Below are 25,170 nucleotides of genomic sequence, written 5' to 3' on the forward strand. Positions count from 1 at the left end.
AGATTATATAGAGAATGAAATCCGGAGATCAATAAACCAACCTCCGGATTTCCTCATTCGTTTATTACTCTTCTTTCCCGTGACAATTTTTGTATTTTTTGCCGCTCCCGCAAGGACAAGGATCGTTACGTCCGACCTTCGGCCCCACGTGTACCGGTTCCTGTTTGCGTTGTTCCCGGTTGGCTTGAGGAGCCATATCCGAACGTCCGGTTTTCATCTTACTCAAATCCGTACGTCTCTCTTCGGCCTGACGTACATCTTCCGGCGCTTCGAAAGGAATCTGTCCTTTCATCAGTGTGGAAACCACGCTTTTGTTGATTTTGTCGACCATGGATTTAAACAGGTTGAACGACTCGAATTTATAGATCAGCAACGGATCTTTTTGTTCATAAGTAGCATTCTGCACGGATTGTTTCAAATCGTCCATCTCTCTCAAATGCTCTTTCCACGCGTCATCGATATGGGCAAGCATGATTGATTTCTCGTATGCCCGAACCAGCTCTTCTCCACCCGAATGATAGGCTTTTTCCAAATTGGTAACGACATTATACATCTTCATTCCGTCCGTGAAAGGCACTATAATATTCTTAAACAACTCTCCCCGCTGTTCGAATACATTCTTAATCACCGGGAAAGCCTGACGGGAGATACTTTCCACTTTCCGGGTGTATGTTTCCCGCATCTGCCGATACAAATCTTCCGTAATATCAGCTACCGATTTTTTCTGGAAAACTTCAGGAGTGATCTCGTAGTTGACGGAAAGATTCTTCAACACGGCTAAACGGAACCCTTCCAAATCGTTTGCCTCTTTATATTCCTCAACCAATCCCTCGCAAACATCATACATCGTATTGGCAATATCCACTCCAATCCGTTCGCCCAACAACGCATGACGTCTCTTTTTATAAATAACTTCCCGTTGTGAGTTCATCACGTCGTCATACTCCAACAAACGCTTACGGATACCGAAGTTATTCTCTTCCACCTTTCGTTGAGCTCTCTCGATAGATTTTGTAATCATGGAGTGTTGAATCACATCTCCCTCCTCATGTCCCAAACGATCCATCACCCGAATAATCCGCTCGGAACTGAACAAACGCATCAAATCGTCTTCCAGGGAAACGAAGAACTGAGAAGACCCCGGATCTCCCTGACGTCCCGCACGACCGCGTAACTGCCGGTCAACGCGACGAGAATCATGACGTTCCGTCCCCACAATAGCCAAACCTCCGGCAGCCCTCACTTCCGGGCTCAATTTGATATCGGTACCACGCCCCGCCATATTGGTTGCAATGGTAACCACTTGCGACTGACCTGCAACCGCCACAATCTCTGCCTCTCGTTGATGCAACTTGGCATTCAATACATTATGCTTGATACCTCTCAATTTCAACATACGGCTTAGTAATTCGGAAACCTCTACCGAGGTCGTACCGACCAATACCGGACGTCCTTCTCCTACCAAACGGGTAATTTCATCGATAACGGCATTGTATTTTTCGCGTTTGGTCTTATACACGTAATCGTTGGCGTCCTTACGGACCACCGGACGGTTGGTCGGAATAACCACTACATCCAATTTATAAATATCCCAGAACTCTCCCGCTTCCGTTTCTGCGGTACCGGTCATACCGGCCAACTTATGGTACATCCTGAAATAATTCTGTAACGTAATGGTAGCAAATGTCTGAGTAGCAGCTTCAACCTTTACATTTTCCTTTGCTTCGATAGCTTGATGCAGACCGTCCGAATAACGGCGTCCTTCCATAATACGTCCCGTCTGTTCGTCCACGATCTTCACCTTATTATCGATCACCACGTACTCCACGTCAAGTTCAAATAAGGTGTAGGCCTTCAATAATTGATTTACCGTATGCACTCGTTCCGATTTGGCCGCATATCCCTGGATCAGCTCATCCTTTTTAGCAATCTTATCCTCGTCCGACAATCCCATCTTATCGATCTCCGCTAATTCCGATCCGATATCCGGCAAAATAAAGAAATCAGGATCCTCACCCGCAGCCGTAATCGTATCATGTCCTTTATCTGTCAGGTCAATGGAATTCTGTTTTTCATCGATCACAAAATAAAGATCATCGGTGATCTCCGGCATCCGGCGATTATTCTCCTGCATATAGATATTCTCCGTCCTAACCAAAATCGCCTTATTTCCCTGTTCACTCAAAAACTTAATCAACGGCTTATACTTAGGCAATCCTTTAAAAGCCCTCAATAAAAGAATGGCTCCTTCATCCACTTTCTTTTTATCATCACTGGCCAAAAGCACTTTTGCCTCATTGAAAATACGGGTTACCAAATCCCTCTGCATTTTAACCAACTTCTCCACGCGAGGCTTATACTCGTCAAACATCTGATCATCCCCTTTGGGAACCGGACCCGAAATAATCAACGGGGTACGGGCGTCATCGATCAACACGGAGTCTACCTCATCGACAATGGCATAATTGTGTTTCCTTTGTACCAGATCTTCGGGATGAATAGACATATTATCCCTCAAATAATCGAAACCGAATTCATTATTCGTTCCGAAAGTAATATCTGCCTGATACGCCTTTCTACGTTCCGAAGAGTTGGGTTCCGTTTTGTCAATACAGTCCACGGACAATCCATGGAACATATAGAGCGGCCCCATCCATTCCGAGTCACGTTTAGCCAAATAGTCATTCACGGTCACGACATGCACCCCCCGTCCGGTCAAAGCATTCAGGAAAACAGGTAGGGTTGCCACCAAAGTTTTACCCTCGCCGGTAGCCATCTCCGCAATTTTTCCCTGATGCAATACGGCACCACCGATCAACTGCACATCGTAATGTACCATATCCCAGGTAACCTCGTTTCCTCCTGCCATCCAAGAATTGAAATAGATAGCCTCGTCGCCGTCAATCTCCACAAAATCTTTCGTAACGGCTAACTGGCGATCGAAATCATTCGCTTTGACCACAATCTCTTTATTCTCGGTAAACCGTCGGGCCGTATCTTTCATGACGGCAAAAGCCGTCGGCATAATCTCGTTTAAAACCTCTTCTATCTTTTTATCGATCTGCTCCTCTAACTTATCAATCTTCGTGTAGATATCCTCCCGTTCTTCTATGGAAGGTTTCTCATCTTCGATCTTTGCTTTTAACGTTGCAATCTCGTTTTCTTCCTCCTTCACGTAGGCGTGTACCTTGGCCTTCAAGTCTGCCGAAAGTGCACGAAGCTCATCATCGCTTAATTTTTTTACCTTTTCCCACTCGACATTTACCTTAGCCACAATAGGCAACAACTCTTTTAAATCCCGATCCGATTTATTACCGAAGAGTTGTTTTAATATATCATTAAAACCCATATTTCTTTTGTATTTATGAAAACTGATTATTTATATTTAAGATGGCTCTACACGATCGCATCACCTATCGCAATCGAAAACCATAAAGACTCAAACCTTGGATTGCCGTGTCTTCCCGGGTGCCCGGATCGGATTGGCCGCCACATCAGGAGACTTAAATCCGGGAAGCGCAACCCACGAACAAGAAAAACGATCTGCAATCAAATCGGATATTGTCGTTAAGCTTTGGGTTCCAAACACATCAAAAGCCAGTTCATCAACTGACTTCTTCTCCAATGCAACGGTAATAATCTTTTGAGTAGAAGATATCAATAACCTGTAACCATCCCTTCCGACAGGTACACTTTCATTACGTCCACCGGAAGGTATTGTCACGACACATCCGGCCACGACATAAAGTGCTGCTAACAGGTATTTATTCATTTCCACAAGCCAAAGATAATACAATAAAGTTAAAAACTAAACGTTAACAAAAAAAGATAGAGAAAAATCGCTTCACCTTCTTATAACTTTTCTCCAAAAGCCAAATCCCCCGCGTCTCCGATTCCCGGATCGATATATGATTTATCGGTCAACCGTTCATCGATAGCCCCAGTCCACAAAGTAACCGGTTCCTCTTTTAACGCTTCGGTCACATGTTTCAACCCTTGTCTACTGGTTATAATTGCTGCGATATGGGTATGATCGGGTTTTCCGCCTTGTTTCAACAACTCACGATAAGCAACCACAAGCGAGGCTCCCGTGGCCAACATAGGATCGACCAACAACAGTTGTTTCTTTCTCAGATCCGGCGTATATATCGAATCAAACCGGATCTCAAAGCTGTGATCACCTCGGTAAGCACGTCGGGCCGAAATAAAAGCATTCTCCGCACTGTCGAAATAGTTTAAAAAGCCTTGATGAAAAGGAAGTCCCGCCCTCATGACAGAAGCAACAACAACCTTATCCGTCGGCAACATAACCTCAGCCACATCAATCGGAGTACGTACCTTATACGTATCGTAACGAAAGGTCTTACTGATCTCGTAAGCCATAATCTCCCCCACCCGTTCCAAATTCCGACGAAAACGCAAAGAATCCTTCTGAATGTTTATATCCCGTAACTCTGCCAAAAAACGATTATAAACAGAATTTTCTTCATTGATTACCTTTACCATGATACTTTGTAGATCTTTTTTATTCTGCCACAAAGAAAACAATAAAATTCGAGAACGTGAAAAATTCAGTTATCCTCTTTGATCTCTTCGTAATCCGTATCTTCGATCTCCCCGCCACCCATCTTCTGGCGTTGTTCTTCCTCTTGTCTCTGCTTACGTAGTTTATTAATATTATACTGATTGATCAAATCGGTCACTCCGTAAAAGACAGTGGTAATTCCGAAGAAAGTGATGATCCCTTCTTTGGCCGAGAATGGATTGGCAAATACAATAAATCCGGCCAACAGAATCAACACGGGAAACAAATAATTTACAGCAGAAATCGGACCGAATTTCCGTGCGGACGTCAATAATACCAACTGTCCGATACCGGCAACAAGCAGAATAAATCCCAACAAATACATCAACATATTGGTAAAGAAATCCGCCATAAACCATAACAAAAGGCCCAGAATAATACTTCCGATTCCATTAAAGGATGTCAATCCGCCTGGAGAATCTTCACCCTTGTCTCTATAGGAGACAATCAGTGACACCAATCCGGTTATAAAAAATACGGCCCCGATAATTTTCACCGTATAGTTCAACACCTCCGTAGGCCATAATACCAGAATAAGTCCTAAAACGATCGCGATAATTGACTTTATTACCGATCTTTTGTAGCTTGTTGAAGAATAAATAATCTGCATAGAGTTATGTATAAAATGACATCAATTATGTTTAACGAAGATAGTTCTTTTTTGTTTTCCCATAACAAAAAATAAGCCGGATTTTTATCCGGCTCTTTCTTTATTCTGATCATTTAATCAATTCTATGCTTCTTTTTACAAACTTATTCAATGCTTCACCCTTCAACAGGCCATTGGCAAGAAGAGCCAAATCTATCAACTGCCCCACGATCTTATTCCCGCGTCCGTACTCTTCCAACAAAGTCGTTTTTTGTTTCTTTAAATCGGCAATGGCCTTATCGTATTCGGTTTTCCGGTCTTTATCCACCTGAGGAATTTCTTCCTCTTTTTTTCCTTTATTCAATTCATCCAACTCCGTTTTCTTGCTTTCGGTCTCTTTGATCTCGAAGTCCAAGGGTTCCAATTTAGCATTCATCGCCTTTTTCTCTTCCTCTAAAACCTCGTTGACCAACTTATGGTCCGTATTTACAACCAAAGTATACTGGTCTCCCATCGCCCCGTAAAAGCTCATTCCCGGATTCATGGCAGCCATCTCTTTCATCCGGCGCATAAATTCGGCACGGGTAACGACAACCGGTTCATTATCCTCTCCCATAGCTTCGAAAGAGACCATGAACATACCGTTATCCTTGGGAAGTTGCGAAGAGAAAACGGTGCGAAGTTCCTCTTGTTCGACAGCACTCCAAGTCGTCTCTTTCGTCTCGGATTTTTGAATCAATTTATCTATGACATCCGCATCTACCCGTACAAAACGATGATCTGGATTTTTTTGCTCCAGGTGATTGATAAAATGGGTATCCAGCTGACCGTTCATCAAAAGCACACTGTATCCTCTATTCTTGGCTTTTTCAATATAAGTATATTGCTCATGTACGTCCGTAGCATACAAATAAACGATCTTATTATCCTTATCCGTCTGGTTCGGTTTGATCAAATTTTCGTACTCTTCAAGCGTGAAATATTTTCCGTCGGTATCCCTGAAAAGAAAAATAGCCTTGGCTCTCTCATCGAATTTTTCATCCGTCAGCATGCCATATTGGATAAAAATCTTCAAATCATCCCATTTTTTCTCGTACTCTTCCCTGTTGCTCGAGAAAATATCGCTCAGGCTATCCGCAACTTTCTTCGTGATATGATTGGAAATTTTTTTCACGTTACGATCGCTTTGCAGATAAGAACGGGAAACATTCAAAGGAATATCCGGAGAATCGATTACCCCGTGTAGCAAAGTCAAATACTCGGGAACGATACCCTCGACCGAATCGGTTACATAAACCTGATTCGAATAGAGTTGGATCTTGTTTTTCTGTATTTCGAATTTATTATCAATTTTAGGAAAATAAAGGATACCCGTCAGATTAAACGGATAATCCACGTTCAAATGGATATGGAACAACGGATCCTGGGCCATCGGATACAGTTGATGATAAAATTTCAAGTAATCCTCCTCTTGCAAGTCCGAAGGTTTACGTGTCCAGGCCGGATTAATATCATTGATTACATTATCCTCTTCCGTATCTTTGTATTCTCCGTCTTTCCACTCTCTTTTCTTTCCGAAGATAATTTCGACAGGCAGGAACCTACAATATTTGGTCAGCAATTCGTTAATTTTATTATCCTCGAGAAAATCTTTCTCCTCTTCATTGATATGCATGACAATATCCGTACCCCGCTCCGTCTTCTCCGTCTCCTCCATCGTGTATTCGGGAGTTCCGTTACAAGACCATTTCACGGCTTTTGCCCCTTCTTTATAAGATTTGGTGATAATCTCCACCTTATCGCTCACCATGAAGGAAGAATAAAAGCCCAATCCGAAATGACCGATAATTGCTGCCCCGTTATCCTTGTATTTTGCCATAAACTCCTCCGCTCCGGAAAAAGCGATCTGATTAATATACTTTTCGACCTCTTCTCCCGTCATTCCGATACCATTATCGGAAACCGTCAATGTTCCTGCCGCTTTGTCAGCCTTCACTCTTACTTTCAACTCTCCCATTTCCCCCTTGAACTCTCCGTTTGTGGCTAACACTTTCAATTTTTGGGAAGCATCCACCGCGTTAGAGACAATCTCTCTCAAGAAAATATCATGATCAGAATATAAAAATTTCTTGATAATCGGGAACAAATCCCCCGTTGAAACACCAATCTTTCCTGTTGACATAGTTCTATATTTTTAATTTAGTTATTCTTGAATTTACGCAATCTTTCCGGCAATTGTTATGCCAAATCCAAACAAATGACGATTTGACAGTTCTTAATACATCCGTATAACTTTTTTCTTTCGTTTATCGTTAATTAGTCGATATTCATTAAAATAAACAGAAACACTTATGAGTAATATAAAAGAACAATACTGGAAATATTCGCTTATCATCATTATCCTCGTGTTAGGAATCATCTTGTTTATCAAATTCATTCCCTTTTTAGGCGGTATTTTAGGTGCGATAACCATATATATTCTTCTCAGACAACAAATGTTGTACCTGACAGAAAAAAAACATATGAAACGAGGGCTAATGGCATTTCTCATGCTATGCGAAACCATCCTTTGTTTTTTAATTCCGCTATTTCTGGTTATCTGGCTACTTGTAAATCAATCGCACGCCATAAATCTCGCCCCCCAAACGCTTATCGCCCCCATTGAACGGCTGGCGGATCTCATCCAGCAACACACGGGCTATTACCCCTTAAGTAAAGACAATATCGCCTCTATGGTCTCTATTTTACCCAAAATAGGACAATTTCTCATGGGAAGTATCAGCAGTTTTACCATGAATGTATTGGTTTTGCTTTTCATGCTCTACTTCATGTTAATCGGCGGAACCAAAATGGAAGCCTATTTCAATGATATTCTTCCTTTCAACAAAAAGAATTCCCGGAATGTATTGCATGAAATCAACATGATCGTAAAATCAAACGCGCTCGGAATTCCTCTATTAGCCGTCATTCAGGGAGCTATCGCCATGTTAGGATATTATATCTTCGGAACCCCCAGCCCGTTGATATTCGGTATACTGAGTTGCTTCGCGACGATCATTCCCGTCATAGGTACAGCATTGATCTGGATTCCGTTAGCCCTATACATGGGATTAAGCGGAGACTGGGGACACGCGATCGGATTAACCGTTTACGCCATCATCGTCATTGCTAACGTGGACAATCTGATCCGTTTTGTATTACAAAAGAAAATGGCCGATACCCATCCGTTAATTACCATATTCGGAGTAGTTATCGGCCTTTCTTTATTCGGCTTTATGGGCGTAATCTTCGGTCCTCTTCTCTTATCTATCTTTATTCTTTGCGTAAATATATTCAAAGAAGAGTATTTAGACAACTGATTATTTCACCCATACATTTACGATTTCGCCGATATAAACTTTATGCAGTTGCTTACCCGCCCATTTTTCTTTCAATTGCTCGTCGAAGATAGCTTCCGGAGTTATAGACTGAGAAATCATCTTACGGCATTCGATAATCATCCACGCCTCGGAAAATGCCTTACTCCCGGAAGGAGTTGTAATCGGTGTTAATCCGCTTTCCTTAACCTTATCGGCATCTTTTCCCGAATGATTCCCACAATATTCCAAAACTTCCCTATAAGTCTCCGTGAAAAAAGAGATCGTGTAAGTGTCTCCTTTTTCCATCAGTTGATAGGTATAACGAGTAGGATATATAAAACTAAACGCTACAGGTTTATTATACAGATAACCCAAACCGCCCCAACTGGCCGTCATCATATTGAATTTTTCGTCATTGCCGGCTGTAATCAAAGACCAACCTTCTGAAAGCATTTTGATTATATTTCCGGGAATTTTATCCGGAGCGATCTGTTTATACCCCTCCAATTGACTGGACGAGCGGGTCATGTCTGCCTCCATCTCCCTGGCGATCTCGACCGGGGCAACCGCCTTCAACGAAGTATTGGCGTTTGTTTTCGTCTCACCGACGTTACCTCCCAATACCTTTACGATATCGTCGTACATACGATCCACCAAATCGATCGTATGAATTCTAAATTTACCGGTCGCCCGAATTAATTTATCTTTCTTTTTGGTCAAGGTATGCTCGTCCGTGATCGTACTCTCGGCCCGCAACAGCTCCATACCGTTCGTACGTCCCGTATTATACGAATAGATAATAGAGCTGATCTTCATGTAACAATTTCCGGAGAAACTCGTCAATGATACCTGATAAGTCATTACCGCACGGTCTAACGCTAATAATTTATCGGCAAATATCAAATACTCCTGTCCTTGACAAACGATAGTCCCACCCTGAGGATCCATATATAAAACCCGGCTCTCCAACTCTTTATCGGCTACGAATCGTTTTTCCGCCCACTGACTTAATTTTTCATAAATTTGATCTCGAGTAAGTCCGGGCGCTTCAATTACTTTGGTAAAAGTAACCATACCATCTACTACCGGAACCGCTCCGGCCAAGTATTTTTTATCGGTTTTTCCCTGTGCGAAAAGTATTGTCGGCACAAACAAAAGTAAAAATAAAAGCTGTTTCATAGATTTATTACTTAATGATATGTAGCAAAGATAACAGGAGTTAACGACATTTCCGGTTTAGAAGCGTTAAAATTGATCACTTTATTTTCGACGAGCTAAACGCCAGCGTATTGCGTTATTCCTTGACAAAACCAACGAATCTGCATTTAGTTTTATAATATTCAACGTATCTTGTCCTTCGATTGTCTGTCCGTTACCTACACTCTCGTATCCCAATATCAACACTCCATCGTTCAGACCCCAATTCCTTATCTCTAAGGTAGCCATACCGATAGAGGATGCGGTCCCGTCCTGATTCAACGTAAACCCCTGTTGATCATCAGCATCTATCGGATTCGGCTCGAGCCAGGTTCCCTGAATGTAATAGTATGGCGAATGTGCGGTCACGATAAGTTGCCGAGCCTTTAAAACAGTCCCGTTACCCATTCGTTCTTTCCGGTAAGAGATCTTGACGGAATCATCAATCAGTACTCCAGGAACTTTGGCAGGATCTGCATCCATCGTACTGATATCGACCGTATCGCCTTTCGTCGTAATCACGATAATATTATTCATCGATGCATCAAAAACGACGCCGCTAAGCGTTTGAATCTTACCGGGAGATTGGCAACCGCCCGCCCCAAATACGATCAACAGAGACCAAAACAAAGCCAGGTAAATCACTTTTTTCATATTCAGATTATTTCCATCGTTCTCGTTTTTCAGATATACAAAAATACGAAAATTATCCGGAGATATCCTCCCTGAACAATTCTTTCGTTAAATATTCCTTTTCTTGCTTTTTTAATAAAATTATGCTTAGCTTTGTCTTGAATTTTTCAACAAGGGGTGCCTAAGAAATGAGATAATTTCATTTCTATCTGTAAACACAGATCAATACAACGGGCTGAGATTATACCCTATAACCTGATCCGGGTAATGCCGGCGTAGGTAGAGTGCATTCCCTTTTTGAATTTTAATTAATAAAAAAACGGTCGGAACTCACGTTCAACCGAACAAAAACAACGAGGTTATGCAAATTTTCATCAACGACAAAGCAACACATTGTTCTCCGGAAAACACCTTAAAAGAGGTATTGAGCAACAACGGTATTCCATTCGAAAATATTGCCGTTGCCATTGACTTTTCCGTTATTCCCAAAACCGAATGGGAAAATACGAAACTACAAGACGGAAATAAGATCATCATCATCAAAGCCGTACAAGGCGGCTGAGAATATCCTTGGATCGACCAAAACAGAAAAATCATCAAATCAAAATCATATTATGGAAAAAGAAATGGAAGTTTCCTGCGGTCCGCTGCCAGGATCTGAAAAATTTTACGTGAAAGGAGAGGTATTCGATATTGAAGTACCCATGCGCAGAATCAATCTCTCCCCGACCATAGATTTGAATGGCCAAAAAGTAGAAAACGAACCGGTTGTCGTGTACGATACCTCCGGACCCTATACGGACCCCGCCTACAAAGTCGACCTGAATAAAGGTCTCCCGAAAATCAGGGAACGATGGATCAGAGAAAGAAACGATACCGTACAATTAGAAGGATTAAGCTCCGAATACGGACAAATGAGGCAAAACGACCCCTCGCTGGATCACCTTCGTTTCGAACACGTGAATACGCATCCGCGAGTAGCTAAGCCCGGTCAGAGCGTAACGCAAATGTATTATGCCAAGAAAGGAATCATCACTCCGGAAATGGAGTTTATTGCCATCCGGGAAAATCAACAGGTAGACCAAATCCGGGAAAACTATAAAAGAGAGAAAGGAGAACCTTTAGGGGCTCACGTTCCGGCATACATCACGCCGGAATTTGTTCGGCAGGAAGTAGCGGCAGGAAGAGCCGTCATCCCGGCCAACATCAATCACCCGGAGAGCGAACCGATGATCATCGGTCGCAATTTCCTTGTCAAGATCAATGCCAATATCGGAAATTCTCCGATCACATCGACCATTTCGGAAGAGGTTGAAAAAGCCGTATGGGCTTTCCGTTGGGGAGCCGACACGATCATGGATCTCTCCACCGGCAAAAACATTCATGAAACCAGGGAATGGATCATCCGGAACTCCCCGGTTCCCGTGGGGACCGTACCCTTGTATCAGGCCTTGGAAAAAGTACGGGGAAAAGTGGAAGAGCTAAATTGGGAAATATACCGCGATACCCTGATAGAACAAGCCGAACAGGGAGTCGATTACTTTACAATCCATGCCGGCTTAAGGTGGCATCACGTACCGCTTACCCTAAAGCGTCTTACGGGAATCGTTTCCCGGGGAGGAGCGATTATGGCACATTGGTGTACCACCCACAAACAAGAAAGTTTCCTATATGACCATTTCGAAGATATATGCGAGATTCTGGCTAAATACGACGTGGGTATATCCATCGGAGACGGACTCCGTCCGGGATGTATTGCAGATTCCAACGACGAGGCACAGATTGCCGAATTAAAAACACTCGGTGAACTGGCTAAAATTGCCTGGAAGCACGACGTACAAGTACTTATCGAAGGCCCGGGACACGTTCCTATGCAAAAAATTCGAGAAAACATGGAATTAGAGCTGGACTATTGCAGCGAAGCTCCTTTTTACACACTCGGTCCCCTCGTGACGGATATTGCCCCGGGATACGATCATATTACGTCCGCTATCGGCGGTGCTATGATCGGCTGGTACGGAACTTCCATGCTCTGTTACGTGACACAAAAAGAACACCTCGGTTTACCCAACCGGGACGATGTCAAGGAAGGTGTTATCACGTTCAAATTAGCCGCTCACGCGGCAGACTTAGCCAAAGGACATCCCGCCGCTTACTGGCGGGATTATGCCATGAGCAAGGCTCGTTTCGAATTCCGTTGGAAAGACCAGTTTCATTTAGCCTTAGATTCGGAGAAAGCTTTACGTTTTCACGATGAGACATTACCGGCCGAAGGTCATAAAGAGGCTCATTTCTGCTCCATGTGCGGAGAACATTTTTGTTCCATGAGGGCAAGCGAAAAATTAAGAAAGAAAATAAATCAATAACATGAACGAAGGAGAGATATCAATCATATGTATCTCTCCTTCCCTAAGGAAAACTCTATGATTATTGTTATAACTCCTCCCGAATTTATTCCCCACGAAGAGTCGATAATAAACAGACTTTTTGAAAACGGATTACATCTGTTACACCTGAGAAAACCGGGAGGAAGCCTCGAGGATTACGAAAATTTCATCCAAAAAATTATTCCCGCGTTTCGGAACAGAATCGTCATTCATGACCATTTCGGTCTGGTAAAAACATACGGGCTAAAAGGTGTTCACTTAAAATACGAACAAGTCGCTCAATGGAAAGAGAAAAACGCGTATCATCATGTTAGTGTTTCCTGCCATACCGTGGAAGAAGTAGACCGCATACCGTTTCACACTGACTACCTCTTCTTAAGTCCCATATTCGACAGTATATCGAAATACGGTTATCGGTCAAAGTTTGATCCGGATACTTTAAAAAGCTTCCTAAACTCCACGGACAAACAGATCATAGCTTTAGGAGGAGTCGATGCGGATCGTGTTTCATCCTGCCGCCAAATGGGTTTCGCAGGTGTAGCCCTGTTGGGCTATTTATGGAATAAACCCGAAGAAGCCATTTTTCGCTTCCTGAAATTATTCCCCACTCCGGTACTAAGTATGGCCGGATTCGATCCCAGTTCCGGAGCCGGAATCAGTTCCGATATCAAAACGTTTGAAAATTGCGGGGTATACGGACTGGGAATCTGTACGGCCATCACATTTCAGAATCAAAACGAATACCTTGGAACCCATTGGTTGACATTCGAGGAGATCACCCGACAATGCGATATCATTCTACAAGAATTCTCACCTCGGGTTATCAAAATCGGACTGATTAAAGATTTTAATCTTTTGGATCAGATCGTCACTTACTTGAAGCAAAAACTTCCCCAGACAAAAATAATTTGGGATCCCATTCTAAAAGCCAGCGCCGGATTCGAATTTCACCGGCATGACGACCGCAAAAAATTGATGCGTATTTTGCGAAAAATTTACTTAATTACCCCCAACGCAGAAGAATTAAGTAAATTATTCTCTCTTCCGGCAGAAAATTATAACGAGCATATCACCCGATTGCAAACTGTTTGTCATTCCTTACGAACAAACATCTTATGGAAAGGCGGTCATAACCGGGAAGAATACCCTACCGATCGGTTGATAACGACGACGCATGAATACTCGGGTTCCGTTTCCCGTAACAAACACGACAAGCACGGTACGGGATGTGTTCTTTCGGCCGTTATCGCTTCCCGATTGGCACAAGGCTACTCCTTACCGGTAGCCTGCCGGGAAGGACAACTATATGTCTCCGATTTCATTCAATCCAACGATACCCGTTTAGGAGTACACCCTTCGCGGTATGCTCCCCTTTTTAAAACCGACCTACGCCGAATTCCGCTACAATACATCACCGACTTCAAAGAGGGGATGAGTATCCCGGAGCAGGTCGAAGCCGCATGTAAAGGAGGAATACGCTGGATTCAATTGCGGATGAAAGAAACCGATCGATCCGAATACATAAAAACCGGATCAGAAGTAAAAGCCATTTGCCAAAAATACAACGCCCTTCTCATTATCAACGACCGGGTCGATATAGCTTTGGAATTAGATGCGGACGGGGTACATCTGGGGAAGGAAGATATGAACCCACTCGAGGCCCGCGAGTTACTGGGAAACGATAAAATAATCGGAGCCACGTGCAACACGTTCAAAGATATAATGACCCGCTCCGTTCAACGGGTCGATTACATCGGTTTAGGGCCGTTTACCTATACTACGACCAAGAAAAAATTAAGTCCTGTTCTGGGATTGGAAGGGTATCGAAACATCATGGAATCTTGTCGAAAAGCAGGAATAAACGTTCCGGTATATGCTATCGGAGGAATCAAAGAAAAAGATATTTCTCCTTTATTTTCCACGGGTATATCCGGAATAGCTCTCTCCTCTCTCATCAAAAACAGTGAGAATCTAACAAGTAAAACAGAAGAAATCATAAATCTTATAATCAATAAAATTTAGCGGCATGGAACCACTTAAAATAGCTGATAAAGTGTTTACTTCACGATTATTTACCGGCACCGGTAAATTCTCGTCCAACGCTTTAATGGAAGAAGCCATTAAAGCATCCGAGTCCCAATTGGTAACGGTTGCTCTTAAAAGAGTAGATATGTCAGAAAAAGAGGACGATATCTTAATGCATTTAAAAGCTCCCCATATCACTCTTTTACCGAACACATCAGGGGTTCGAACGGCCAAAGAAGCTGTTTTCGCCGCCCGACTTGCCCGGGAGGCCTTGGGAACGAACTGGTTGAAATTAGAGATCCATCCGGATCCCAAATACCTGTTACCGGACCCCATCGAAACCTTAAAAGCAACCGAAGAACTGGCAAAATTAGGCTTTGTCGTTCTTCCTTACATTCAAGCCGATCCTGTACTCTGCAAACACTTAGAGGAGGTCGGAGCAGCCACTGTTATGCCTTTGGGCGCTCCTATCGGCACGAACAAAGGGTTAGTCACGAAAGACCTGTTAGAGATCATCATCGAACAAAGTAATATTCCGGTGATCGTGGATGCCGGAATCGGAGCTCCTTCCCATGCGGCGGCAGCCATGGAGATGGGTGCAGCGGCCGTATTGGTAAATACGGCAATTGCCGTCTCTCCCAACCCGGTAGAGATGGGGCGGGCTTTTAAATTAGCCGTGGAAGCCGGCCGGATGGCATTCGAAGCCAAGTTAGCCAAACAATACCGACACGCACAAGCCAGTTCACCGTTAACCGAATTCCTGAATCTATAAACGTTTGCCAGAATCACTAAATTACAGCATCAATTATGTCTTTTTATGATACCCTACAAACCTACGACTGGGAAGATGTGAAAAAAAACATCATGGACAAGTCGAAAAACGATGCCATAGACGCCATCAACAACCCGCACCGCACCTTGGATGATTTTATGGCTCTTATCTCTCCTGCAGCGGCTCCGTTGCTGGAAGATATGGCACAGGAAGCCAATCGACTGACATTGGCCCGTTTCGGAAATACGATCCAACTCTATATTCCCCTTTATGTTTCCAACTACTGTACCAATTTCTGTGTTTATTGCGGATTCAATCACGATAACGAACTTCATCGCAAAATGTTAACATTAGAAGAGGTGGAAGCAGAAACCCAAGTAATCACCCGATGGGGATTTAAACATATCTTACTCGTATCGGGAGAGGCTCCCGCCAAAACCGACACTGATTATTACGAACAAGTAATCCGTTCCATCCGGGATAAATTTTCACAGATAGCCTTGGAAGTACAACCTTTAGAAGAAGCTGAATACGCCCGTTTAGCCGAAGCCGGACTCAGTTTCGTCTGCGTATACCAAGAAACTTACAACGAGAAACAATACCCTCTGTATCATCCTAAGGGTCGAAAAGCCAATTATCGGTATCGTCTGGAAACTCCCGATCGGGTATGCCGAGCCGGAGTTCAAAAAATGGGAATAGGGGCTTTACTCGGATTAGAAGATTGGCGAACCGATTCGTTTTTCACGGCATTACACTTGAAATACTTGGAAAAAACCTATTGGCGAACCAAGTATTCTATCTCTCTTCCCCGTCTACGCCCACATGCAGGAGCTTTTACGCCCAACGATCCGATCAATGACAGGGAGATGGTCCAATTAATATGTGCCTATCGCCTGTTGGATCAAGAAGCGGAAATATCCATATCTACCCGAGAAAGCAGAGCATTCAGAGACCATGTCATGCACCTCGGCGCAACCTCCATGAGTGCCGGATCGAGTACCGAACCGGGAGGGTATGTCGTTCCCCATAAGGAGTTGGAACAATTTGCCATTAACGACAGCCGTACGCCTCAGGAGATGGTGGAAGCCATCAAAGCACAAGGCTATGAACCGGTATGGAAAGATTGGGATAAATGGATGTAAATAAAAAATAGGATGATTTGTTGTTTTCAAATCATCCTATCCAACACTAAATTATCTATAAAACAAAACGTGCCAAAAATGAATTCCGGTTCTATTCCGTTTTTCATCATTTACTCAAAACCGAAATTATTTTCGGCACGATTTAACTTTTATCTTCCCCTCCTGCGGATCCAGATAAAGAGGGCCATAAAGATCAGGAAGGCGGTCAACACACCCATAAAACCGATCTTCGTGGCAATAGCACCGGCCTCACTCACGTATAATTCGGTATCCGTCGTGCTCGGACGGCGAATGTCGATCGGCACCTCTTCATGAGACAACCAATAGAAAGAACCGATGATGACAGAGTAATTCATGGCTCTCACGTCTTTCCTGCTCATACTGACCTCTCCGTTACTGATACAATCGGCATCCCCCAGAATGACAATACGCTGCTCTTTGTCTCCTATTTTTCTTGAAAGAGCAAGAGCGGTAGGATAAGCTTGTTCCGTCTCTCCCGTTTTTTCATCTATGGTAGGAATATCATCGATAAAATCGGTGGTCTGCAACTCATTCCAGCTTCCCACGGTATCGCTCATGAAAAGAGGTGTAACCGTGTATCCTTTATCTTCCGTGTACGCCAAAGCGCTACTACTGGGCATGGTCACACACCCTTCCCATCTCCGAATCCCGTCGAAATGATAACATAGCTCACAAGCTGCCTGGGTCGGAGTTACCATAATCAAATCGGGTTGGAAATTCTCGCTTTTTTTCACCAATACTCCCGGTAAAATCTGAACGCCAAACGGTTCAACTATCGGATTCATAAACTCCCGACGTTTGGGTTCCGAGATGATCAACAAATCTCCACCTCTCGCGACGTACGCATCCAACCTGGCCTTTTCTTCCGGAGTAAGCGCCTGTTTCATTTCGGCTATCACCAAAATACGTACATCGTCCGGAATATCCTGATCCAACGTAACCTCTTTGGCATCAAAACCTTGATTGATCAAAGCATAACGGAATTTTTTATCTTGGGCAAAACGTTTATAGTCCCGGTCTCCCTCCTTGTTGATATCCCTCTCCCCGTGTCCTGTCACAAAGCCGACCGTCGGCAAGTCCATTACCAGTCGCTTCAACGCCGCCGTAATTTCACTCTCTCCCGGGAATTTCCGCATATCGTCATAAACACGCAAAAACGTCTTTTCTCCGCTTTCACGCTCTATCAAACGCACGAACCGATTTCCTTCCGGTTGCAGATCCACCATTTCCCGAATCTTTTCCGGCGGTAAAAACATATTGGAATCCAAATCCCAAATCTCACACAACTTCTTAGCCCGTTCCTTATCGCTCAAATTCGGATAACGCTCGTCCAGATGTTTGTTTTCCGCTTTATCGTAATAATAGACGTATTTGATTTTAATCTCCGGTTTAAAACGCACGTAGTCTTCAAAATGTCCCCGGTTCATATTCATCATTCGAGGCAGACCGAAACGGTAATCCTCATCCAACAGATTGACGTAAGTCGTGATCGTCAAACCGCCATTCAAACGCTTCACGATATCCTGACTATTGGGAGTCAAGGTATTACTTTTGGTGGAGGTAGCATCATAATACCCCATCAATACCGGACGAGAAGAAAAATACCCCAACAACATAGCGATACAAACCACTCCTACATATTTGCCCCAACGAACGCAGAAAGAAATCTTTTGTCTCCGTGTTTGCAAACGCAAAATACAGAGCATTAAGAACATGGCTATTACGATGACGAAATAGAGAAAATCTTCACTGCATATCATTCCCCTCAGGAAAGTACCGACGCGTCCTCTCATGGACAACCAATAGGTAATATCCCTTACAAAATCAATATCCTGCCATAAATTTCCCACCATGTTCAAAACAGCCAATATAGCCAAGGTTCCCATTGCCGCAACGACCTGATAGGAAGTTATGCTGGACATAAAGAGTCCGATAGCCGCGTAAGCACAGATTAACAGATAAATTCCCAGGAACTGGGTCAAAAGGGTTCCGATCTCCATATCCTTAATGGTAAACACACCATAAAGGAAGAACAAGAATAAAACACCGATTAAAACCAAGGCGTAAATCATCATGGAAAGAAATTTTCCCAAAATAATTTGAGCGTTGGTCACGGGCGAAGAATATAATAATTTAATAGAGCCGCTCCCCAATTCACGACTCATCAATCCCATGGTTAACAACGGAATATAAAGATAAAGGTACTCCGTCATTTGCCATAACATATACCCGAAAGCTCTTCCTGTTACAGATCTCAAAGGATAACCCAAAGAGACACTTTGTACCATACCGGATATACTTTCAGTAAACATCATGCTTGCCTGAAACGTGTATATAATCAGAATCAACCAAGCCACAGGCGAATAGAAGAGGGTCTGCAATTCTGCTATCGCTAATTTATAGATTGTCTTCATCAACTTTGTTTTAATTAATAATTTTATTTTTTATCTCACAACAACCGAAGCTCTAATAAGTTCCGGGATCACGCACTTTCCCGGAAACTTATATACAAAAACACCTACGGTATCATCTTCCCCGTCTACGTATCCAAATAAACAGAGCGAAGAATATTAAAATGGCAGGAAAAACTCCCAAAAATCCGATTTTCGCAACAGACATCCCGATTTCACCAACATAAACGGCATTATCGGGAGGAGTCGGCCGTCGCATATCAATAGGAACTTCCTCATGCGACAACCAGAAGAAAGATCCTGTAATGATATTGAAATTCATTGCCCAAACGTCTTTCCGTTGCATACCCAACTCTCCGTTACTGATACAATCGGCATCACCGAAAATGATAATTCTTTGCTCCTTTTCTCCCACTTTCCGAGACAAAGCCAAGGCTATCGGCAAGCTCTCCTCTTTCTCTCCTTCCAAAAGATTCAAGGTAGCGACGTCATCGATAAAATCGGTCGTCTGCAATTCATTCCAGCTCCCCGCCGTATCGCTCATGAAAAGAGGAGTCACGCTATATCCCTTATCCGCCGCGTAAGCCAAGGCCGAACTTCCCGGAAACGTTACACATCCTTCATAATCGATGATCGTCTGGAAAGGATAAGAGAGTTCACCCGCCTCTTTTGTCGGAGTCGTAATGATCAAATCCGCCTGAAAATTCTCCGTAGGCTTCACCAAAACCCCAGGTAAAAATTTTACTCCCAGGGGTTCCACAATCTGATTCATAATATCCCTACGTCTCGGCTCCCCTAAAATCAATAAATTTCCTCCCCTTTCGATATAAGCATCCAATCTCATTCTCTCCTCCGGAGTCAGCGCTGATTTCATCTCGGCTATCACCAGTATCTCTATATCCGGAGCAATATCTTTATCCAAAGTTACCTCCGCAACATCAAAACCTTGATTGATCAAAGCATAACGAAACCACTTATCCTGAGAAAAACGATTATAATCCCTGTCTCCCTCCTTTTTCGGATCACGTTCCCCGTGTCCTTGCAAAAAACCGACAATGGGCAATTTCATGATCAGACGTTTGAAGGCCGCCGAAATCTCCCCTTCACGCGGGTTCCGATCAAATCCCTCGTAAAAACGCAAGAAGATCCGTTGTCCGTTCTCCCGTTCCACCAAACGAACAGAGTGGTTTTTCTCCGCTTCCAAGTCGATAATTTTCTTTATCTCTTCCGGAGGAAGTACGATCGTGGAATCGATCCCCCAACACTCTATCATTTTCCGGGCTCTCTCCTTATCCGTCATATTCGGGTACATCTTATCCAACTCTTTGTTTTGAGCATCAGCATAGAAATAAACATACTTCATCTTTATCTCCGGCTTAAAACGCACGTATTGTTTGAAAACCTCCTTATCCCAATTAACATTTTCGGGTAAAGTACTGTAAAAATCATTATCCAAAATATTGGTAAAAGTAGTAATCGTCAATCCCCCGTCCAATTTTTTGACAATTTCCTGACTATTGGGCGTCAGTGTATTGAATTTTGTCCGGGAAGCATCGTAATAACTCATAAACACGGGACGGGAAGAGAGGTATCCCAACAACATGGCAATACCGACAACACCCAGGTATTTCCCCCAACGAACGATCCAAGATATCCTTTGTCTTCTGGCTTGCAAACGCAGGATACACAACATTAAAAACATTGCGATCACAATGACAAAATAGAGAAAATCCTCACTACATATCAACCCGCCGATAAATTCATCCGCCCGTCCGTCTATGGATAACCAAAATGTAATATCTTTTACAAACTCTATGCCTTGCCACATTCCTTTTACATAGCTCAACACGGCAAGAACCGCCAAAGTTCCCATAGCGGCAACCACTTGATACGAAGTTATACTGGACATAAAAAGCCCGATAGCCGCATAAGCGCACAACAACAGATAGAGTCCCAAAAGACCGCTGAGCATATATGGAATATCCACCATTTTAATCGTACATACACCAAAAAAGACAAATACGATCAAAACACCTATCAACACGAAACAGTAAAGCATAAGGGAAAGATATTTTCCCAATATGATCTGAGTATTGGTAACCGGTGAAGAATACAATAATTTAATCGAACCGCTCCCCAACTCTCTACTCATGATCCCCATGGTCAACAAAGGAATGTAAAAATAGAGATATTGTTGCATGGCTCTGAAAAATGGAAAATAAGTTCCCGCAGTAACATTGTACACAGGATAACCTAATGATTGGGCACGTACCAAGCCTCCGAAAAGATTGGTATAGACCATTCCCGCCTGAAAAGTAAAAATAATCAGAATCAACCAGGCTACCGGTGAGTAGAATAACGTTTGTAATTCCGCCAACGCCAATTTATATATGGTCTTCATCGTCTCTTACTTTTTGGATAATTCGGCAAATACGGCATCTAATGAGCTCTTCTCCAGATGTATATCATTCAATCGCCATCCTCTGGCCACACTTGTCTCTACCACACGTTCGATAACATCCTGGTTATCGGAAAATTGTAACCTGAATTTCGTTCCTCCCAACTCCTCCACGTTAACTACTCCCGGAACCTTAGCCAATTCATCCACGGCAGGCGGAGCGATCAATGAAACAAATATGGTATTCGGTATGATATAATTATCGAACTCGTCTACCGTCCCGGCAAAAACCAATCTACCCTCTTCAATCATGCGGATATAATCACAGGTAGCCTGAACCTCCGGTAAGATATGTGTCGAAAGGATGACAGTACGTTCCTCTGCAATCTCTTTGATCAAATGACGCACTTCCACGATCTGGTTCGGATCCAACCCGTTCGTCGGTTCGTCCAACACTACAAATTCCGGATTATGAATAATAGCTTGCGCTATTCCCAATCGTTGTTGGTATCCCCCGGAAAGGTTACGTACCAAACGCTTATTAAAATGAGAAATACCGCAACGTCCCATAGCATCTTTTACAGCATCTTTCACTTCCTTAGATGGCATTAAACGCATATTGGCACAATGGGTTAAGTACTCCTCTACCGTCATATCCATATGCAAAGGCGGTTTCTGCGGTAAAAAACCCAAATGTTTCTTAGCCTCTACGGGATTTTCCCGCATACTGACTCCCTTTATATAAACGTCTCCCTCCGTCTGTTTTAAAACGCCACACATGATATTCATCGTGGTCGACTTTCCGGCCCCGTTGGATCCGAGAAGACCATATATACCATTAGTATTGATTTCAAAATTAATATCCCGGATAGCCCACTGAACCGTGTAGCGATGGGATAAATTTTCAACTTTTACGATCGATTCTTCCATACAATTATTAAATTTTAGTTATTGAACATCCTTTCATCGGGTTTTCCTTGTCGTCATTCTAAATTTCATGAATAACGACAAGGAAAAACTAAAGAAGAAACATTAATTTAGAGCCTGTTCCAATTTATGGATCAGTAATTTATAATGAAGCCGAGTGTCTGAAGAACCGGTCATCGCCTGGTTTTTCAACAGATTCAACGTCTTTTTCATTAAATCGTAATAGTAAGGAGCCATATCCGCATTACCCATCTGAATATCTACGTAATAGCTGAATCCCTGCTTATCCGCCGGCCCTTTATTTCCCATCACCTGCCCGTAATATTCCAGACTTTTGGCCCTAACGTTCTCGGGAACCTCTACAATCATGCGCCCGCGACCTCCTCCATCTTTAGAGTTTTTTTCCACGTTGGCACCGCCGATCACCTGACTCAAAAGAGCCAATTGCATTTTCTTTTCGACGTTAGACAAGGTTTTTCCTTGTTTGGTAGGCATAAAAATAAAATCATACAAATCGTTTAAATAGTCTGAAGACGTGTATACCTGATTGGCAGGAGCCTTCTCCGCACAATAAGCGACAGCCTCCAATCGTCCTAAAATCCCGCTCATAATTTTATCTTCCAACTCCCTGGAAATATTTCCCATCAAAGGCATCTCTTTTTGAAAATCAGGATTCTCCAACCATCCGGCATCCTTTATCTGATTTAATAAAAATCTCAACGCCCGTTTTTGTTTCTCACGCGGAACAAAAGCGTAATTCGGACGTTTATCTCCCTGATAACTCTCATTCAAATAAATTCCTCCGATATTGGCAGCCACATGATTCAGATAACGTACATACTGGTATACGATCTCGTTATACATCCTTTCTCGGAAAGAGTAATCCAAATCTTCCCCGGCCGTCCACTCGTTTAAATGAGCCAGTACATATTTAAGATTCTTTACCCCATAAGTCGCTGATTTGATTGCATCGTCTCCCAAATCCTCCTCGAACGAACTCGGATCATAATGTGCCCAAATTTGTTGTTTTCCATAACGATAAATCGGGTCTCCCGATTTATCGGAAATCCAACGTTCCAATGTCGGAAGCTCATCCTTAGCCGTTTGGGCATCCGGAAGGAACGTATACAACCATTTGATGGCATAATAATCATATAATCCCAAATTAGGGGGTGTCATCTTCACACCACGAGCAGCATCTCCCGGTTGAGCCACGTAATTGTTACGGGCATAATCCATAATAGAATAAGTCGTGCCGTACTTCTGCGTGAATGACGGGGAACGCAAAGAATCCGTCGGGATAGCCGCCGAAGCTGCCATGTTATGCATTAATCCTAAACAATGGCCTATCTCATGAGCAATTACGTAACGAATACAATCTCCAACTGTAGCGTTGTCCAATTGCATCTTACGGACAGAAGGATCCGCCGGAGACGTCTGTAAGAAACGCCAATCCTGCACCAATTGGATGAGGTTATGATACACCGATACGTTAGCTTGCAGGATCTCTCCGCTTCTCGGATCTGTCCAAGAGGGCCCCATGGCGTTGGCAACAGAGGAAGGAGAATAACGTACACACGAGTAATTCAGATTCTCCGGATCAAAATCGGGATCGTCTTTAGGAAAATCCTTGGCAATAATCGCATTTTTAAAACCGATTTTTTCGAAAGCCGCCTGCCATTCCTCGATACCAGCCTTTACATATTCCTTCCACGTCGCAGGGAAATTATCGTCCACATAGAAAACAATGGGTTTTATCGGTTCAACTAACTCACCCCGTTTATAAGCCTCCACATCTTTCGGTTCCAAACGCCAACGATTGGCATCATAAACCACTTCCACCCCCCTATCCTTATCTCCATACAAATACTTTCCTCCGAAGAATATTCCAATCCGGGGATCGGCAATACGGGAACGCATCGGTTGTTCCGGTAACAAAAGGAACGTCCGGCTCATGGTTGCCGTATAAGGCATTTTATAAAGCCAATACCAGCTATCGGCATTAATACTTACCGTATAAGTAAAAGAGGTCTGTACGTTCACGTTATTTTCAAACGCACTGATTTTCCCGATCTGGGTATGTTCTTGCTGAAACTCTTTTTCCAATCTGGCATCTCTCCAATACTCCATTAAAATCGGCATCCATGGAGAAAAAGGATCCAACTTCTCATTTTCATTAGTCAAAAAATCCGTCATATCGATGACCACGGCCGTACTATCCGGAGAATAAGCTTTTATTTCAAAATTCTTAATAACGGCCTGAATAGCACTTAACTCCACGTTTTTACGCATCCGTTCGTTATCCGTCGTATGCATGGAGTTTGCCTCACGTAAATTCAATAAAGAATCCGTACGAGTAAAAACAACGTGAAGAGGTTCATGCGGTTTTTCTCCCACCGCCCCGAACAAACTACTCGAATTCTCGGCAATCGCAGATCCGATCAACATCTCTTTACCCAACAAATTCAAAGGTATCTCAAAATAAACCCTACCGTCTATTTTATGAACCGTCATCAACCCTTTCGCACTCTCGTGAGCTTTATCCTTAAAAAGTTTGTCATAAGCCGATTCCTTCTTAGGTGCTTTTACCTCTTGCTCTATTTCTCCTTTACCCTTCTTCCCCTTCTTTTTCTGAGCCTCTGCAAGGAATGGCATCAACAAAACAACTAACAGTATAATAATCGTGTTGTTTTTCATGATATTTCTTTTTTTAACTTTATTACC

Annotated in this window: 17 protein-coding genes and 1 riboswitch; of the genes, 6 read left to right on the forward strand and 11 right to left on the reverse strand. The window is 43.1% G+C overall.

The genetic code is table 11. From position 1 onward, the window contains the following. Positions 1-64: 64 nt before the first annotated feature. From secA to htpG, 5 genes are all read right to left on the reverse strand, one after another. Positions 65-3,349 (reverse strand): preprotein translocase subunit SecA, encoded by a 3,285-nt coding sequence (gene secA / locus NVS78_RS09855; RefSeq protein ID WP_286359057.1) that lies wholly within the window; start codon positions 3,347-3,349, stop codon positions 65-67. Positions 3,350-3,439: 90 nt separating this feature from the next. After that, entirely contained in the window at positions 3,440-3,778 is a 339-nt protein-coding gene (locus NVS78_RS09860; RefSeq protein WP_286359058.1) for a hypothetical protein, read from the reverse strand. A gap of 74 nt (positions 3,779-3,852) precedes the next feature. Further along, on the reverse strand, positions 3,853-4,506 hold the full coding sequence (upp, locus tag NVS78_RS09865) for a uracil phosphoribosyltransferase (protein ID WP_286359059.1): 654 nt from the start codon (positions 4,504-4,506) through the stop codon (positions 3,853-3,855). 65 nt (positions 4,507-4,571) lie between these two features. Continuing rightward, positions 4,572-5,195, reverse strand: a complete 624-nt coding sequence (locus NVS78_RS09870; protein ID WP_286359060.1) for an HdeD family acid-resistance protein — start codon at positions 5,193-5,195, stop codon at positions 4,572-4,574. 109 nt (positions 5,196-5,304) lie between these two features. Continuing rightward, complete coding sequence (gene htpG, locus NVS78_RS09875) at positions 5,305-7,356, reverse strand: molecular chaperone HtpG (RefSeq protein WP_286359061.1); 2,052 nt, start codon at positions 7,354-7,356, stop codon at positions 5,305-5,307. Positions 7,357-7,525: 169 nt separating this feature from the next. Between htpG and NVS78_RS09880 the strand changes: the two genes are divergently transcribed. Next, a complete protein-coding gene (locus NVS78_RS09880) occupies positions 7,526-8,533 on the forward strand; it encodes an AI-2E family transporter (protein WP_286359062.1) in 1,008 nt (335 codons plus the stop codon). On the opposite strand, the gene NVS78_RS09885 is transcribed toward NVS78_RS09880, so the two are convergent. Both NVS78_RS09885 and NVS78_RS09890 read right to left on the reverse strand, forming a co-directional pair. After that, positions 8,534-9,712, reverse strand: a complete 1,179-nt coding sequence (locus NVS78_RS09885) for a DUF4468 domain-containing protein (RefSeq protein WP_286359063.1) — start codon at positions 9,710-9,712, stop codon at positions 8,534-8,536. A gap of 81 nt (positions 9,713-9,793) precedes the next feature. Continuing rightward, positions 9,794-10,384 (reverse strand): lipocalin-like domain-containing protein, encoded by a 591-nt coding sequence (locus NVS78_RS09890; protein WP_286359064.1) that lies wholly within the window; start codon positions 10,382-10,384, stop codon positions 9,794-9,796. 142 nt (positions 10,385-10,526) lie between these two features. Then, a riboswitch (TPP riboswitch) is annotated at positions 10,527-10,662 on the forward strand. Positions 10,663-10,724: 62 nt separating this feature from the next. Between NVS78_RS09890 and thiS the strand changes: the two genes are divergently transcribed. Genes thiS through thiH form a run of 5 tightly spaced genes read left to right on the forward strand, consistent with a single transcriptional unit; the run spans position 10,725 to position 16,689 of the window. Beyond that, positions 10,725-10,925 (forward strand): sulfur carrier protein ThiS, encoded by a 201-nt coding sequence (gene thiS, locus NVS78_RS09895; protein ID WP_286359065.1) that lies wholly within the window; start codon positions 10,725-10,727, stop codon positions 10,923-10,925. Positions 10,926-10,977: 52 nt separating this feature from the next. Next, positions 10,978-12,729, forward strand: a complete 1,752-nt coding sequence (gene thiC / locus NVS78_RS09900) for a phosphomethylpyrimidine synthase ThiC (protein WP_286359066.1) — start codon at positions 10,978-10,980, stop codon at positions 12,727-12,729. Positions 12,730-12,786: 57 nt separating this feature from the next. Beyond that, positions 12,787-14,772 (forward strand): thiamine phosphate synthase, encoded by a 1,986-nt coding sequence (locus NVS78_RS09905; protein ID WP_286359067.1) that lies wholly within the window; start codon positions 12,787-12,789, stop codon positions 14,770-14,772. Positions 14,773-14,776: 4 nt separating this feature from the next. After that, complete coding sequence (locus NVS78_RS09910) at positions 14,777-15,547, forward strand: thiazole synthase (RefSeq protein WP_286359068.1); 771 nt, start codon at positions 14,777-14,779, stop codon at positions 15,545-15,547. A 35-nt stretch (positions 15,548-15,582) separates the two neighbouring features. Continuing rightward, entirely contained in the window at positions 15,583-16,689 is a 1,107-nt protein-coding gene (thiH, locus tag NVS78_RS09915; RefSeq protein ID WP_286359069.1) for a 2-iminoacetate synthase ThiH, read from the forward strand. 149 nt (positions 16,690-16,838) lie between these two features. Here thiH and NVS78_RS09920 read toward each other — a convergent pair whose 3' ends face one another. From NVS78_RS09920 to NVS78_RS09935, 4 genes are all read right to left on the reverse strand, one after another. Next, positions 16,839-19,124, reverse strand: a complete 2,286-nt coding sequence (locus tag NVS78_RS09920) for a Gldg family protein (protein WP_286359070.1) — start codon at positions 19,122-19,124, stop codon at positions 16,839-16,841. A 112-nt stretch (positions 19,125-19,236) separates the two neighbouring features. Continuing rightward, positions 19,237-21,522 carry a Gldg family protein gene (locus NVS78_RS09925; protein WP_286359071.1) on the reverse strand — a complete coding sequence of 762 codons (2,286 nt, stop codon included), beginning with the start codon at positions 21,520-21,522 and terminating at the stop codon, positions 19,237-19,239. A gap of 6 nt (positions 21,523-21,528) precedes the next feature. After that, positions 21,529-22,449 carry an ABC transporter ATP-binding protein gene (locus NVS78_RS09930; RefSeq protein ID WP_059025705.1) on the reverse strand — a complete coding sequence of 307 codons (921 nt, stop codon included), beginning with the start codon at positions 22,447-22,449 and terminating at the stop codon, positions 21,529-21,531. A 102-nt stretch (positions 22,450-22,551) separates the two neighbouring features. Next, the gene (locus tag NVS78_RS09935) at positions 22,552-25,143 is read right to left on the reverse strand and encodes a zinc-dependent metalloprotease (protein ID WP_286359072.1); all 2,592 of its coding nucleotides are present in this window, start codon (positions 25,141-25,143) and stop codon (positions 22,552-22,554) included. Positions 25,144-25,170 lie beyond the last annotated feature (27 nt).

This window comes from Gabonibacter chumensis (assembly GCF_024741215.1).
Taxonomy (GTDB): Bacteria; Bacteroidota; Bacteroidia; order Bacteroidales; family Marinifilaceae; genus Gabonibacter; species Gabonibacter massiliensis.

Excerpts from the sequence above, each read along its gene's own strand:
- secA (WP_286359057.1), bottom strand. The coding sequence starts at position 3,349 with ATGGGTTTTAATGATATATTAAAACAACTCTTCGGTAATAAATCGGAT.
- upp (WP_286359059.1), bottom strand. The coding sequence starts at position 4,506 with ATGGTAAAGGTAATCAATGAAGAAAATTCTGTTTATAATCGTTTTTTG.
- NVS78_RS09870 (WP_286359060.1), bottom strand. The coding sequence starts at position 5,195 with ATGCAGATTATTTATTCTTCAACAAGCTACAAAAGATCGGTAATAAAG.
- htpG (WP_286359061.1), bottom strand. The coding sequence starts at position 7,356 with ATGTCAACAGGAAAGATTGGTGTTTCAACGGGGGATTTGTTCCCGATT.
- NVS78_RS09880 (WP_286359062.1), top strand. The coding sequence starts at position 7,526 with ATGAGTAATATAAAAGAACAATACTGGAAATATTCGCTTATCATCATT.
- NVS78_RS09885 (WP_286359063.1), bottom strand. The coding sequence starts at position 9,712 with ATGAAACAGCTTTTATTTTTACTTTTGTTTGTGCCGACAATACTTTTC.
- NVS78_RS09890 (WP_286359064.1), bottom strand. The coding sequence starts at position 10,384 with ATGAAAAAAGTGATTTACCTGGCTTTGTTTTGGTCTCTGTTGATCGTA.
- thiS (WP_286359065.1), top strand. The coding sequence starts at position 10,725 with ATGCAAATTTTCATCAACGACAAAGCAACACATTGTTCTCCGGAAAAC.
- thiC (WP_286359066.1), top strand. The coding sequence starts at position 10,978 with ATGGAAAAAGAAATGGAAGTTTCCTGCGGTCCGCTGCCAGGATCTGAA.
- NVS78_RS09905 (WP_286359067.1), top strand. The coding sequence starts at position 12,787 with ATGATTATTGTTATAACTCCTCCCGAATTTATTCCCCACGAAGAGTCG.
- NVS78_RS09910 (WP_286359068.1), top strand. The coding sequence starts at position 14,777 with ATGGAACCACTTAAAATAGCTGATAAAGTGTTTACTTCACGATTATTT.
- thiH (WP_286359069.1), top strand. The coding sequence starts at position 15,583 with ATGTCTTTTTATGATACCCTACAAACCTACGACTGGGAAGATGTGAAA.
- NVS78_RS09920 (WP_286359070.1), bottom strand. The coding sequence starts at position 19,124 with ATGAAGACAATCTATAAATTAGCGATAGCAGAATTGCAGACCCTCTTC.
- NVS78_RS09925 (WP_286359071.1), bottom strand. The coding sequence starts at position 21,522 with ATGAAGACCATATATAAATTGGCGTTGGCGGAATTACAAACGTTATTC.
- NVS78_RS09930 (WP_059025705.1), bottom strand. The coding sequence starts at position 22,449 with ATGGAAGAATCGATCGTAAAAGTTGAAAATTTATCCCATCGCTACACG.
- NVS78_RS09935 (WP_286359072.1), bottom strand. The coding sequence starts at position 25,143 with ATGAAAAACAACACGATTATTATACTGTTAGTTGTTTTGTTGATGCCA.